The sequence below is a fragment of the Hephaestia mangrovi genome, assembly GCF_019880555.1.
Taxonomy (GTDB): domain Bacteria; phylum Pseudomonadota; class Alphaproteobacteria; order Sphingomonadales; family Sphingomonadaceae; genus Sphingomonas; species Sphingomonas mangrovi.
On the sequence record NZ_JAINVU010000010.1, the window covers coordinates 21995 to 36610 of the forward strand.

General features: G+C 64.5%; 8 protein-coding genes. 1 reads left to right on the plus strand and 7 read right to left on the minus strand.

The genetic code is table 11. From position 1 onward, the window contains the following. Positions 1-33: 33 nt before the first annotated feature. From K7G81_RS16555 to K7G81_RS16585, 7 genes are all read right to left on the minus strand, one after another. On the minus strand, positions 34-1083 hold the full coding sequence (locus K7G81_RS16555; protein WP_223031941.1) for a glycosyltransferase family 2 protein: 1050 nt from the start codon (positions 1081-1083) through the stop codon (positions 34-36). Further along, complete coding sequence (locus tag K7G81_RS16560; RefSeq protein WP_223031942.1) at positions 1083-2822, minus strand: ABC transporter ATP-binding protein; 1740 nt, start codon at positions 2820-2822, stop codon at positions 1083-1085. The genes K7G81_RS16555 and K7G81_RS16560 overlap by 1 nt, the downstream gene beginning before the upstream one ends. After that, on the minus strand, positions 2819-5779 hold the full coding sequence (locus tag K7G81_RS16565; protein WP_223031943.1) for a glycosyltransferase: 2961 nt from the start codon (positions 5777-5779) through the stop codon (positions 2819-2821). The genes K7G81_RS16560 and K7G81_RS16565 overlap by 4 nt, the downstream gene beginning before the upstream one ends. Next, positions 5776-8700, minus strand: a complete 2925-nt coding sequence (locus K7G81_RS16570) for a trifunctional glycosyltransferase/class I SAM-dependent methyltransferase/polysaccharide deacetylase (protein ID WP_223031944.1) — start codon at positions 8698-8700, stop codon at positions 5776-5778. Before K7G81_RS16570 ends, K7G81_RS16565 begins: the two co-directional genes overlap by 4 nt. Before the next feature lie 139 nt (positions 8701-8839). Continuing rightward, positions 8840-10243: an outer membrane beta-barrel protein gene (locus tag K7G81_RS16575; protein WP_223031945.1), complete on the minus strand. Its 1404-nt coding sequence runs from the start codon at positions 10241-10243 to the stop codon at positions 8840-8842. Beyond that, positions 10176-12296, minus strand: coding sequence for a GumC family protein (locus tag K7G81_RS16580; protein WP_223031946.1), 2121 nt, complete (start codon positions 12294-12296; stop codon positions 10176-10178). The genes K7G81_RS16575 and K7G81_RS16580 overlap by 68 nt, the downstream gene beginning before the upstream one ends. A 269-nt stretch (positions 12297-12565) precedes the next feature. Next, positions 12566-13543, minus strand: a complete 978-nt coding sequence (locus tag K7G81_RS16585) for a glycosyltransferase family 2 protein (protein WP_223031947.1) — start codon at positions 13541-13543, stop codon at positions 12566-12568. 183 nt (positions 13544-13726) lie between these two features. Between K7G81_RS16585 and K7G81_RS16590 the strand changes: the two genes are divergently transcribed. Beyond that, positions 13727-14533 carry a Stf0 family sulfotransferase gene (locus tag K7G81_RS16590; protein WP_223031948.1) on the plus strand — a complete coding sequence of 269 codons (807 nt, stop codon included), beginning with the start codon at positions 13727-13729 and terminating at the stop codon, positions 14531-14533. Positions 14534-14616 lie beyond the last annotated feature (83 nt).

Genomic DNA, 14616 nt, shown 5'->3' on the forward strand with positions numbered 1-14616 from the left:
GATGAAACTGCATGAGGGGCGTGCATCGCGTTACTAAGCCCATCCATCGCGTTCCGCCCTGACGAGCCTTAGCGTCGCCCGCGCCGCCTCTTCCCGATCGCCATAGGCCGCGTAGAACGCCTCGATCTCCCGAAGCGCGGCGCGAACGGGGGCGACGTGCGGGCGCAGGCGCCGCTTGACCCGGGCGGGATCGGCCAATGCCTGGGCCACGATTCCGCCCATGCGCCGCCAGCGCGGGGGCACGCCTATACCTCTTTGCTCTGCGATCGTCCGCGCAATCGCCTGGGCTACCACGGCAGGCTCCGCGCCACGCGCTGCGATAAATCCCTGCGCCCATTCGAGAAAGCGCAAGCGCGCAGCGTTAGGCTCGCTGGCGGTATAATCACCCGTCGCAATGGCGGTGTGGCAATGCGAGGCGGCATGCATCCGATAGGCCGAAAGGCACTCGCTGAGGATACGCGCGCGACCGGCGACGAGCAATTCGGTCATCAGCGAGGTATCCTCGTAGATGCCGCGGAACGCCGGATCGAAACCGCCGATATCGAGCAGGGCGCGCCGCCGCATCATCGTGCTGCAATTGGCCGGATGCAGCGTTTCGTCGGCGATCATCGCGGCGAGGAAGCGGGCGCCGGCGATGGTTCGATCCGCCCAGCCGCGATAGTGCTGGATCGCGTCGGGCTCCTCGGCGAACGCCGGATCCCAGTTCCAGAACAAGGTGGCGCCAAAGGCGAGTGAGAGCGAGGGGTCGTCGTCGAGCGCGCGGGCGAGCCGTTCGAGCGCGCACGGGAACAACAGGTCGTCCGAATCGAGGTAAAGGATATAGTCGCCGCGGGCTTCCTGCAGCCCGCGATTGCGCGACGCCGCCAGACCGAGATTGGCATGGCCGTCGTGCTCGACATAGCGGATGCGGCCGTTGCTGTCGGCAGCAAGGCGCCGGGCAATGTCGGTGCTCGCGTCGCGCGATCCGTCGTCGACCAGAACCAATTCCCAATCGCTCTCGGTCTGTCGCTTGAGTGTCGCGACCGTCGCCTCGAGGAAGCGTTCGGCATTGAGAAAGATCGTGATCACCGAAACGCGCGGCATCAGAGCGTCGCCACTCTCGCTGGTTGGTCGATGCGCGAAAATCCCCCGTCCTCCAACAGCCATTCCGCGCTCGATCCTTCGACGGTCAGGCGGTGGGTGACGACCAGGATCGTCGTCGCCGGCAGCGCCGCGCGGATGGCGCGATAGATGCGCGCTTCGAGCTGCGATTCGATCGCGCTGGTCGCCTCGTCGAGGATCAGCATGTCGGGCCGGCGGGCAATGGCGCGGGCGAGGCAGATGCGCTGGCGCTGACCGCCCGACAGGCGCAACCCATCGTCGCCGACCTCGCTGTCGATGCCGGCGGGCAGCCGATCGACGAAATCGAGGGCGTGCGCCACCCCAAGCGCCCAGCGGGCGTCGTCGCGGCTTATCGCCGGATTGTCGAAGCGCACATTGTCGAAGATCGAGCCCGGATGAACCTCGATATCCTGCCCGGAAAAGGCGATGCGATCGAGCCAGGCCTGCCGACCGATCGCCGGCAACGGCCGGCCGTCGACCGTGATCTGGCCGTCATCGGGCTCATAGAGGCGGGCAATCAGGTTGATCATCGTCGTTTTGCCGCCGCCGCTCGGGCCGCGAACGGTGACCATCTCGCCGGCGCCGATCACGAAACTGGCATCATGGAGCACCTGCGTGCCATCGGCATGGGTGAAGGTGACCCGATCCAGCCGCAACTCACGCCGCAGACGGGTGAACGACACAGGCGGCGCGTTGTCGGTGAGCGGCGCCTCAGCGATCGCCCGCGCGACGATGGTCAGCGGTAAGCGAAGCTGAAACAGGGCTAGCATATTGTCTTCGATCTGCGTGGCATGCGGTAGCAGGCGGATCAGGATCGCAACCACTGCAATCGCCAATGCGGCGGGTATCGCGAGGCGCAGCGCGATCGCGATCAGCACCGCCAGCGCCGCCAGCTTGCCGATCTGGCGCACCGCGCGAACGCCGCTCTGAAACCGCGCAAGCCGCACATGCGATTGCGCCAGTCCTTTGGACGCGGCGGCATAACGATCGATGAAGAGTGGCTCGGCGGCATGCAGCCGGATCGTGCGCATCGCCTGCACAGTGGTCACAGTCAGCGCCAACAGCCGCTCGTTGAACGCCGATGTCCGCGCGCCGAGCGCAGCCAGGCGGCGTGACGCGATCGCCAGCGTTGCCGCCAACGCCAGACCGAGCAGCAAGGCGGCAAGCGTCAACTGCCATGACAGCAGGAGCGCATAGCCGCCGTAAACGAGAACCGCGCAGATCCCGATCACGATCGCAACGACCTCGCCGATTGCCTGGGTCAGCAGCGGCGTCTCATAATCGAGCGTGTCGAGCATCTCTCCATGACCATGGGCACTCGCCCGCTGATAACTGACCGTGAGATAGGTCGCGTAGATGCGTGTCCGCACACGATGCGTGACGCGATTGGCGACGGTTTCGGACAACAATTCGCTGGCGATGGCGAGCACCGTCGAGGCGAGAATCGTAGCCAGCGCCCAGAACGTCAGGACCGACAAGCTGTGCTGGCTGAGCGACGCCAGCAGCACATGTGCCGGGCCATCGGCGTCAAGAACGTCTCCGGCGCCGAGCAGGCGATAAATGAGGACGAGTCCCAGCGTCAGCCCCACGCCCTCGGCCAGCGACAGCAACAAGCCGAGGCCGACGATCAGCGCCAGCCAAGGCCGTTCCGGCCGGGCGAGCGGCGCCAGCCGGTGCACCAGCTCGCGCCAGCCAAGCGGGGTCGCGCGGCCGGTGGTCACGGCAGATCCTCGGGCTGTGGCGGCTCGTCGTCGCGGCCGATCAACCGGGCGAAATCATGGATGCTTTCATATCCCCCGATGTTGATTCGCGGGATTCGCCAGCGGTTGCCCCAAATACGGGCGACATCGCCCTCCGCCTCGAACACATGGCGATAGCCTGCCGCGGCGCACGCATCCTCGACGCGATTATTGGTCGCGCCGAACGGCGGCGCGACGCTGACGACATCCACGCCCAGCCGTTCCTCCAGCGCCTGTTTCGACTGCTCCATTTCCACGGTCAGCTCGGCAAGCGGCAAGCGATCGGCGGCCCGGTGGGTGGCGAGATGGCTGCCGAAGGCAACGCCGTCACGATGGAGCGTGACGATCCGATCCCAGTTCATCAGCGGCGCGGGATCGCCATAAGCCGCGTCCCAATCCGCTACGCCGCCGACCTTTGTCGTCACCACGAACACCAGTGCCGAAAAGCCGTTGCGGGCAAGGATCGGCCAGGCGGTATCGTGAAAGTCTGCATAGCCATCATCGAAGGTCAGCAGGATCGGCCGTCCGCGCAGCGACGCGCTGTTGGTTCGCCCCGCCTCCCACTCCTCGATGGAGATCGAGCGATAGCCGCGCCGCCGCAGGAAACGCAGTTGGTGCTCGAAATCACGCGGCGTCGTGCGCCAATCCTTCAGGCCTTCGGGGCCGTGGTCGGCGATTCGGTGATACATCAGCACCGGAATGCGGAAGGCCCGCTCTTCTTGCTCGACCTGCTGGCGCGTCCGCACGGCACCGTTCCAGACCACCGCCGACGCGACCGAGCGTTCGAGCGTCGATGCGATCGGCAATTCGATAAGGTCGGGTTCGTCGCGTCTGGGCGCCGAAGGCGCGACCCGCCGGTAAAGCTCGATCCGATAGAGATCGGTGGTGATCGCCTTGACGCATTCCAACCCCTGGCGTTCGCCGAATACGCGGGAAATCGTCTGGGTGCCGAAGGGGTCGCCCCAATCGAAGCCGGTATGATCGGGCTGGTCGGTGACTTCATAGGCATGGGCGTGAACGAACAGCCCGCCGGGCGCCAGTGCCCGTTCGACGCGCCCGGCGAAATCCGCGAGTTGCGCGACATCCGCCATGTAATAAAGCACTTCGGACGAAACGATCAGATCCCAGCCATCGCCGATCGGCTCGTTAAAGAAATCGAGCGTGCCGAAATCGACATTCTCGATGCCTTGGCCGCGGCACCGCACCTCGGCCCGCTCGATCGCCCGCGTCGAGATATCGACTGCGCGAAGCGTTGCGACGCGCGGCGCCAGCATCGCGGTGAACATGCCCTCCGCGCAGGCGAGCTCGATTGCTCGGCCGATCGGCCGATCGGGCAGGATCGACAGCGTTTGCTCGTATTTGAGCTGTTCATAGGCGCTCGAATAGTGCCACGGATCCTCCTGCTCGAAGAACGCATCCCAGCTCTGTCCCGACCCTTCGCCCGCCGCCGGCTCGCCAACCGCCTCCGGTTCGACGTCCGCCTCTTTTGCGTCGGAGGGCGTCGGGCGGCGTAGCGGGCGGGCGGCGACGGCCAGGCCGGCCATTGCCCAATCGACCGCCTTGCCGGCGGCGGATGTCCGGATCGATATCTTCTCCAGCCCGCGAAGAAATTTACGTTTCAGATGCCGCGCGGCATATCGGCGAAGTGTCGCCGCGCGGGTGTCGCGAGGAACCTGCCCGGTCATCATGAAGAACGACCGCCTCGGCAATAGCCGCGGCACCATGGCGAAGGCTTCGGCCCCGGTTTGGGGGACGCCACGAAACATGACCCGCAGGGTCGCTGGCATCGCCAGGGTGCGGCCGATCAGTCGCGGCTTGCGTAGCTGCGCGTTGCGAGCGGCCTCTGCCTCGAGGTCACGCAGCAGCGCGAAATCGAGGCCGGGCGCGGTGCAGGCCGTTGCCACTCGAGCGAGGAACGGCTCAAGTCGTGGCTGCCATTCGCTCCAGCGCTCGGCGAGCGTCGCATAGCTGCCGCCGCTGCCGACCATCAGCGCTTCGGTCATCGTGCCGACCAGATGGTCGCGCTGCCACGGCGTGCCGAGTGGCAGCCGCAGGGCGTCGAGCGCGGCCATGCCGTTGCCGCCACCCGCAATGTCGGCAGCGCCGCTCCACAATGCGCACGACAGCAGGTTCTGCTCGACATCGCCGAGCGGTAGGCCATCGACATAGGCAGGCAGCGGCGTCGGCACGCGCGGATCGCGCTGCCCCGCACGCCCGAGAACGATGGCGACGTCGCGGACCATCGCGCCGCTGTCGCGTGTCAGCGATTTTTCACTGGTCCAGTAGCTCGCGGTTTGCGCGCGATCGACCACGAAGCGCGCGCCGTTGCGCGCGATCCGCAGCCAAAGGTCCCAATCCTCGTTGGTCCTCAGGGCGGGATCGAAGCCGCCGACCGCGCGCACGGCGTCGCGGCGGACCAGAATGGCGTGGATCGCCGTCGGGGGCATTTCGACGATGGCGCGAAACGGATCAGCGTGGAGCGGCGGGACTCGATAGGCGCCAACCTTGCGGCCCGCGGCATCGCGCCGGATATAGCCGCTGCAAACGACATCGACATCGCGTGCGCCCCTCGCGAGCAGTCGCTTGAGGTGGCTTGGCGCGATCGTGTCGTCAGCATCGAGGAACAGCAGCCAGGTACCGCGCGCCGCATCGATCCCGCGGTTTCGCGCCGCCGATGCTCCGGCGTTCGCCTGTTCGATCACACGGATGCGCGCATCGAGCGCGGCGGCTGCGGTCGCGATTGCCAAGCTGTCGTCGTAAGCACCGTCGATGATGATGATATGCTCCCAGTCGCTCAGTTTCTGCCGCGAGACGCTGTCCAGCATTCGAGGTAACGAGGCAGCGGCATCGAAGGTCGGCGTGATGATGCTGATCTCGGGTGCGTGTCGCATCGCCGCATCATCGGCGGGGCGGGCGTCCAGCGCTTCGCGCGCATTCACGGCATGTCGCCCTGATCCGGGCCGGCCGTGCCCGGCGCCACCCATTTGGCGAACTGGTCGATGGTGATTTCCTCGGTGATCTCGATGCGCGGCGTGCGCATCTCGAACCCGCAGACCGGCGCCCGGCCGCCGTCGAGCACGAACGATCGGCGATAGCCGGTCGACGACATCAGCCATTCGATCGCTATATCAGAAAAACCGGCGGGTGGCGCGATCGTCTGGATCTCGACTCCCAGCAGATCGCCAAGCAGTCGCCGCGACTGCGCCGCCTCTTCGAGCAGATCGCGCGAGGCGAGCCGGTCGGCCGGTGTCGCCGTCATCAGGCGGCTGCCATAGGTCACGCCCCGATCGAGCAGTTTTCGGGCTCGCGCCGGATCAATGCCGCCGCGATCAGGATCAAGATCCTCCGCAGCGAGGAAGAGGTGTGCCGCGAAGCCATTTCCGCAGATGATCGGCCACACCAGGTCCTCAAACCGGTCGGGCCAGCCGTCGAAGGTGATCATCACCGGCCGCCCGCGCAACGAGCCGGCTCTTGCCGCACCCTCAAACCATTCTTCGGAGGTCACCGAACGAAAGCCGCGACGGCGCAGGAAGCGAAGCTGGTGCTCGATCGTATCGGGCGCCACGGTATAGAGATCGTGCGCCTCTTCGCGAGGCAAGACCCCGTTGTAGAATAGCACGGGCAATTCGTAGCAGCGCCGCGCAGCCGCTTCGGCGCGCGTTTCGATAGCACCGTTCCAGACGACGCTCGCGGCAACCTGGGCGGGCAGGGGAGAACCGAGACCGCAGCGCTCGATCTCGCTCGTCGCCCCAGCCGGCGCGCGCCGGAACAGATCGATGCGATAGAGGTCGGTTTCGATCGTGCGAATATGAGCCAGGCCGGGCGTATCGCGGAAGGTTTCGAAAATCGTTTGCGCGCCGACCGTGTCCTCCCAGTCGAACGCCGTCCGGTCGCGGCTCTCGTGAAGCTCATAGGCGTGGGCGTGGACAAATTGCCCGCCGGGGCGAAGCGCGGCGGCGATCTGCCTGCCAACCGCCTGCAATGCCTCAACAGACGGCACGAAATAGAGCATTTCCGAACAGGTGATGACGTCCCATTCGCCGACGACGCCTTGGGAAAAGAGATCGCGCGCTTCGAAAGTGACGTTATCAAACGCAGCCGTGCGGCGCCTGGCCCGCTCGATCGCGCGCGGAGAGATGTCGACGGCGTGGACGCGGCCAGCGACGGTCGCCAGCATCGCGGTAAAGCGGCCCTCGGCGCAGGCGATCTCGAGCGCTTTCCCGTGCGGAATCGGCTCGATCAGCGACAGCGTACGCCGGTATTTTTCCTGTTCGTACTCACTCCCATAATCCCATGGATCCTCGCTTGCGAAGAATGCATCCCACTCGGCCGCGCTCGACTGCGCGCCTGGATGCAGCAGCGGTGGATCGTCGACACGATGGGTCGATCGATCGCGCTGTGACAGCTGCCATGTCGTTTCGATCTCCGTTGTCCGGCGAACCGCCGCACTCAATTTCGGCGACGGCGGGCCGGTACGGCCAATCACGCGGCGCATCAGCGCGCGCAGCCGCCGCAGCCGAGACAAGGCGCACCACCGCCGCGCATGGCGCCGAAGATGCGTTTCCAGCCGCCGCGAGATGCCGCGCCGGATCACCGCGCGAACGTCGCGGCCCGTCAGGGCGCCGACCAGCGGTGCTGCAAAACTGAACATCGTTGCGGGCCGAAACGCTTTCGCGCGGAATATGACGACATCCGCAGTGCTCGACGGTTGATAGCCCGCCATCAGCATCCACACCGTCAGCGATACCGCGAGAACCTTGCCGAGTTCGATCTCGCCGTCGAAGCGCCCCGCGCGCGCGACTTCGATTTCCAGGGTCCGGGCAAGAGGATCGAGGGTGGATGCCCCGCAACGGCGCTGCAGGCCCGAGAAAAAGGCCGCAACGTCATCTGCCAGCGCGGACCAGCGGGTCGCCATGTCGGCGTAGCTGATACCGCTGCCGACCACCAAGCCGTCGAACAGTTTGAGTGCTAGCTGGGACTGCTGATAGCGATAATCGGCATCGGGCGAGATATCGGCGATCAGGTCGCCGACCGGCCTGCGCTGCCCAATCGCAACGCCGGCGTTCCAAAACGCATTACGCAAGGTGAGATCATCGAGCGAATAAGGGCGCTGATCGAATTGCTCCAGGCCAGGCCGCGGCGCGCGGGCGACGGCCTGCGCGCGCAGCTGCACGATGCCGGCGTCGTGCAGCATTTGGGTGCCGCGGCGGCTCAGCGAATTGGGCGTCGACCAATAATCGGCTAATAGCGATCGGGTCACTGCGAAACGCGCGCCGCTCTGCGCCAGGCGAAGCCACAGATCCCAATCCTCGTTGGTCCGCAAACTCGTATCGAAGCCCCCGTGTTCGACGACGAGGCTGCGCCTGACAAGGAAGCTGTGGATTGCACCCGGCGGCCCGGCGGCGCAAACCGCAAGCGCATCGCGATCGAGCGGCAACGGCCGGAAGCGCGCGCTGATCGCCCCGTTCTCATTGCGCCGGAAGTACCCGCACGCGATGACGTCTGCAGCCGGATTGCGCTGCGCAACGCCGAGCATATGATTGAGAAAGCTGGGGCCAATCGTATCGTCGGCATCGAGGAACAGTAGCCACGGGGAAGAGCTGCGCATGATCGCTTCGTTACGGGCTTGGGCCACGCCGTGATGGTCGAGCGCAATGACGGTGATTCTCGGATCGCGATCGGCTTCGAGCGCCGCGCATTCCAGCGTGCCGTCGACCGGGCCGTCACAGGCGATGATTGCTTCCCAGTCGCTTCGTGACTGTGCCTGCAACGAATCGATCGTTCGTGGCAGCGTCGCGGCATTATTGTATGCAGGAATGACAACCGAGACCGCAGTCGCTGCGACCGCGATCGTCTCCAAGGCCGGCGCACCACAAAGATCAGAGGCTCCGCGGAGCGGGTTGCTGGTTACGTCAGTGGCGCGCAAACCGTGCAATTTTGCGACTTTCCAAGTCTATCAGGCTCGCCTCAGCCCAAAAAGTCAACGATCTTAATATAAATCAAAAAACGTAACTTACGCCGACGGTAATGACATTCTCTTTGAACGCTATCGCCTTGTTCGAAGATTCACGGGTTTGGTAATTGTAATTTCCTGTAAACCGTAGTCTTGGGAGGAAATAGTATCGCGCCTCGAATCCGATTTCCTGTTCCCGACTGGAAGCGACAATGGCATAGGGCAAGCCCTTCAGGATCGACGGCTTGATCCAGGCCACCCGCGCGTTGCCGGAGATCACCAACGTGCGCAGCAGTTCGTGGTCGACCGTCAGGCTGATCTCATCGCGCAGGTTGCCGGCGGTATAAGGCGATGTCGTCGCATCGACGGTGCGCTGCGCGGAGCCGCTGACCGTCGTGAGCGGCGTCACGTTCCAATTGAGGCTGCCGTAATACGAAAACGCGTTGATATTGCGCAATTGCGGATCGGGATAACGGAAGTTGAGATAGCCCACCCGCACCGTCGTCGACAGCAGGCCGGTCAGGTCGCGTACGATCCCGGCTTCGATCCGCGTGCTGTCGCCGCTTCGGTCGATCTGGGTAACGGGATCGAAGCCCGGGTCGCCGGGTCTCAGATCGTACCGCCGGCTTTCCTCCGTTCCCCGGATCACGAACTGGGTCAGCGTGTTGAGGTCATAGCTCGCCTGCAATGCGCTTGAAACGATGGTCTGATCGCGGAATTTCTGGCTATCGACGCTACCGTCGGCGAGGATCGCATCGCTGTAGCTGAGTCGTCGGACGCGCGATTCGACCCGAAACCCCAAGGCGCCGAAATTCTGTTCGATCGCCGCCAATCCCTGAAACGAATCGTAGCGGACCGGTTCGCCGGAATTGGAGAAGCTCGAAAGGTTGCCGCGCTTCTCGGCGGTGTGGATCGCCGATCCGCTCAGGTAAATCCGTGTCTGGTGTGAAACGTCATATCGGCCATCCGCCGAGATGCCGTATTCCGAAGTATCCTCGCTGCTGTATTTGGCGTGAAAGTCGTGATCGAAATAGGCTTTGATATCGAGGCTGTGGCGCGACCAGAGCGAGCGCGCATCAATCGACGGATGGACCGTCGTGTAAAAGTCTCCGCGCCGATCGGCGTCGGTCGCGAAGATGTTGTCATCATATGATCCGTCCACCTCGATCTGCGGCTTCAGTGCGAATCCGCCGACCGGGATCGTGACATGCTCGAGGCGCGCTTTTTCGCGATCGGTGACGCTTTGACCCCGCTCGTCTTCATCGTCCTGCGCCGACGCCGCCGACGGCAGCCATATCCCCGACGACAGAACTACCACCAACAGCACGGCAAGACGTACCGGTTGCGATGTCGGAACGCGCTTAAGCATCATGCGGGTCCCTTTAGTTGGTGTAATAGCCCTTGAACTTCTTCTGGTAGCCATAGGCATCGGCCTCGCCGGTGCTGGCATAGCGTCTGATATCGACCTGGCTGAGCGCGACGCCGCTGATCTTGGCCTCGGCGTTGAGCAGCGTGTCGATCGCTGCCTCGACCGCGGCGCGCGATGTCTTGCGCCAGTGAGCGACCACCAACACCCGATCGGCACTGGCTGCAACTGCACGGGCGTCTGCCACGCCGAGCACCGGGGCGGTATCGAGAATGATGACCTCGAATCGCGTCCTCAACTCGGCGAGCAACCGGACGAGATTACTGGGCGTTAGCGGATCACGGGCATCGCGCGGCGCCTCGCTCGTCCCCAGGACGGCCATGCCCGTCGCCGAATCAACAAACAGCGCCTGATCGAGCGTTACCTCGCGTCGCATATATTCATAGAGGCCGGGGCGGCCGTCGGCGATGAACATCTCGCTCGCGCCGCGCCGGCGCAAATCGCAATCGACCAGCACGGTGCGTGCGCCCCCCATTGCTGCGGTGCGCGCCAGCGCGACCGAAGTCGTGGTCTTGCCTTCCTGGGGTAGCGCCGACGTTACGGCGACCGCGCGCGCGCCCTTGCTGCCGCCAAGCAGGAGAAAAGCCTGCAACGCGCGAAAGGCTTCGGCGAAGGTCGAAAAGGGATGATTGACGATATAGTCGATCGGCTGGTCCGCGACGCGAACGCGACCGAGCGTCGATTCGAGATCGGGAATGGCGCCGGCGTAACGGACGCGCAGCTTGCGCTCGACGTCCGATTTGGTGCGGATTCCCCCCTGTAGATATTCAGCAGCGGCAATCGCCATCAGCCCACCCGCGATACCGCCCAAAATGCCGAACAGCGCGGCAAGCTTCTTGTTGGGGAAGTCCGGATCTTCGGGCACCTTGGCGTAAGACGCGATGCGGGCGTCGGCCTGCTGCAGGCCTTGCTGCGCACTCGTTTCGCGCAAGCGCGTCAGGAAGGTCTGATAGATCGCGTTGGCCGCATCCGAGCGCCGCTGCAGATCGCTGAGGCCGACCTCCGCTGAATTGTTACTGGCGAGCGAGCCGGTCGCGCGGGATTGGCTCGCCAACAGCGAATCGAGCCGCGACTGCGCAACACGGACGTCGCCTTGCAGACTGGTCAGGATACGATTGATCTCCTGCTGGAGCTCGCTGCGAATGTCGGCAAGCTGGCTCTTTGCCTTGACCAGATCGGGATAAAGCGGCCCGTAATGCGACGATAGTTCGGCGACCTGTGCGCTCGCGGTCGCCTCGCTTTGGCGCAGGCCGCTGATCGTGCTCGATTCGAGCGCGGCACCGACGTCGGCGCCCGTGCCGCCCGATGTGAGTTGCTTGCGCGCGGCGGACAAGCGACCTTGCTTCTCGGCGAGGTCGGCCCTGGCCGCTGCAATCTCCTGATTGAGGCCGGAAACCTCCTGCTCGGCCATGGTCTGGCCGTTGGCGCTCATCAACCCATGGCTGATCTTGTATTGCTGCAAGGCGCTGTCCGCCGCCGAGGCCTCGTCACGGAGCTTCTGCACCTTTCCTGCCAGCCACGAGCTGGCTTGCTGGTTGGTCGACAGCTTGGCCTGGCGCTGCGCATCGAGATATTGCTGGGCGAACAAATTGACCGTGTCGGCGGCGAACTGCGGGTCAGTCGAACTGGCGTTGACATTGATGACATAGGTAAGCCCGACCCGCTCCACCGAGACCATGTTCGACATCGCATCGACCAGATCTTCGTGATCCGCCGCGGCGACACGCGGATCGGACGGATGCTGCTGCGCATAGGCGGCGGCAGCGCGCTCGGCGATGGTCGGGGATTGGATCAGGCGGACCTGGGTATCGACGACATCGCTGGTCGTCGGCAGATCGGGAGTCACCGCCTTTACATCGACGACATCCTGGCCGGCGGGATCGATCAGCACCGACGCGCTCGCCGAATAGATCGGCGTCTGCAACAGCGTCCATATGGCGACGCCGAGCACGATTGCGCCCGATACGGCAAGGAACAGCCAGATATTGCGGCGAAATATCATCCAGACCAGGCGAGGATCCGGGAGCAGCCGTCGCACCGCCGCGGTTCGTGTCTCCGCCGGCGCGAATTCGTCCATGTCGTCGCCGTCAAAATGAGGAGCGACAGTCGCTGGGTCGATCTGAATACCTAACCCCTATAGATTGACGAAGAACTGGTCTCACGCGCCGCGCCGATCACGGCGCCGCAGCGTTGACGAATGCTTAACCATTGCACCGCCCGTCGCGCAGGCAAAAGCGGCGAAATGGGCGGCCGGCGCGACGATTTTGCGCCAATTGGCGATTTTTCTCTTCGGCGGTGCACAATAAGCGCGCGAAATCCCATCCCGCTTGCCGGGCAACGGCCGAATCAGTCGAATTCACCCCGATCGAAAAGGGCTCGACAGTCGGCCGCTTGCGCCGCCGCCCGGGAGAGCTCGCGCTTGTCGCGCAAGACATCGAGTGCGACGCCGGCAAGTCGGTAAGGATGCTTGAGCCTGGACAGCGTGGCGCGCGCCAATCCGGTCTGCCGCTTGTCGTCGAGAAATCGCCGATGGTCCAGCTTGGCGCGGATCGAAAGGGCGTGGCGTCGCAACAGGCGTCGATCGGCCAGCGGAATCGCCGGATCGTCGGCCAGGGCCAGGCTGCTGGTCATCAGCGCCGCGAGATCGGCGGTGCGGTGTCGCCCGCTCAGCGAACCGGCGCGCTCGATCGCGACATAGCCGCAGCGCTCGGCAAGAACGAACCGCGCGCCCTTGGCCATCGCGGCGGCGTAGAGCAGATAATCCTCTCCCAACCTGACGGTATCGTCATAGCGCAAGCCGAGATCATCCAGCAGCGAACGGCGCATCAGCGGCTTGAGAAAGCCGAGCTCGGCGCGATTGCGGCCGCGCTTCGAGATGTTGCGCTCGATGAACTCGGCGAAATGAAGGGGGCGGCGCCGATCACCGTCGGGCGGGGAGGGCGAAGATTCCGCCCGGCCCTCGCGCACGAACAGGATGTTGTCGGCGATCAGATCCCAATCTGGGATGGCGAGCAACGGTTCGAACCGATTCGGCAGGAGATAGTCGTCGGCGTCGAGTACGGCAACGAATGGCGCCTGGCTCCGCGCCAACGCCGCATTCCGTGCGGCCGACGGACCGGCGTTCGTCGCGAGTTCGACAAGCAGCAGCCGACCCGAGCCATCGTCGCCGCGCCGCGCCGCGGCGACGGTATCGTCAGTCGACGCATCATCGACGACGATCACTTCGCCAACGGGCTGCTGTGCCAGTGCGGAACGGATCGCGCGGGCTATCGTTGCTTCGGCATTGAAGGCGGGGATTATCACGCAGATCGCTTCTGCTGCCATCTCGGATCCTCGGCACATCACGGGCGGGGTCGCTCTTAGAGGACGCCGCGGCCGCTGCACAGGCTTCGCCATTCGGATCGGCTCGCGCAGAGCGCGCGTCGTCGCCGCGACGTTGACAGCAGACCTCCGGTGAGGCGCCACTCTTCACTCCGGGCAGCGCCAAATCGAAAAGGACGAGCTTGCGTGGCACTATACGAAAGCCAGTTCGAGACGAAGTTCGACTCCCCTGTAGCCGCGGTGCCCGCCAAGACGCTGGTGATCGCCTCGACGCCCCGTTCCGGAAGTCACATGCTCGGCCATTCGCTGATCGAAACGGGCTGTTTCGGCGCGCCGTTCGAGTATCTCAACCCGGGTAACCTCGCGCGTTGGCGAGAGCAACTCGGCGTTGTCGGCACCGATGACGTGCTCAGTGAATTGATGCGCCGACGGACCACGCCGAACGGTGTGTTCAGTATCAAATGCCATTGGAGCCATCTCGACGCGGTCGGCGGCTTCGATCGATTGCGCGAGCGGCTGCCCGATCCCTTCTTCGTGGCGATCAGACGAAGCGACGTTCTGAAACAGGCGATTTCGTACGCCATTGCCCAGCAGACCGGCGTGTGGATCGACGGACAGCCGTCAAAAGGCATCGAACCGACCTATAATTTCGCACAAATCTATGCCTGCCTGCGCGAACTGATCGATCACAACGCGCGGTGGCAATTCGCCCTGGCGACGAGCGGTTGCCGCTGGATGGAGGTGACGTTCGAGGATATCCACGAAAACATCGCCGGGGCCGTCGCGCGTATCGCCGCGTTCATGGACGTGACGCTGTCGGAGCGGGCCGAACCCGCCAAGCTTGTGACCCACAAGCAATCCAATGTCGTGAACCGCATGTGGGCACGGCGATTTATCGAAGACCTTCACGCATCGGGCGGGAAGGGCGTCCGTGGCATCGATCTGCGCCATGGCCTGCGAAAGGTTCGCGAGGCGCTGGTCAGGGCCGCCTGAACGACCCCACTGGCGTCCGATGCTGCGGCGCCGCATAATTGGTGCGTCGAAGCAAGGGGGATAGCCATGATTATGTTCGCTAG

Coding starts and splice junctions, on each gene's coding strand:
- K7G81_RS16555 (WP_223031941.1), bottom strand. CDS start 1,083: ATGCCGCGCGTTTCGGTGATCACGATCTTTCTCAATGCCGAACGCTTC.
- K7G81_RS16585 (WP_223031947.1), bottom strand. CDS start 13,543: ATGGCAGCAGAAGCGATCTGCGTGATAATCCCCGCCTTCAATGCCGAA.
- K7G81_RS16575 (WP_223031945.1), bottom strand. CDS start 10,243: ATGCCAGCACCGGCGAGGCCGATGCCTATGGCTACCAGAAGAAGTTCA.
- K7G81_RS16580 (WP_223031946.1), bottom strand. CDS start 12,296: ATGGACGAATTCGCGCCGGCGGAGACACGAACCGCGGCGGTGCGACGG.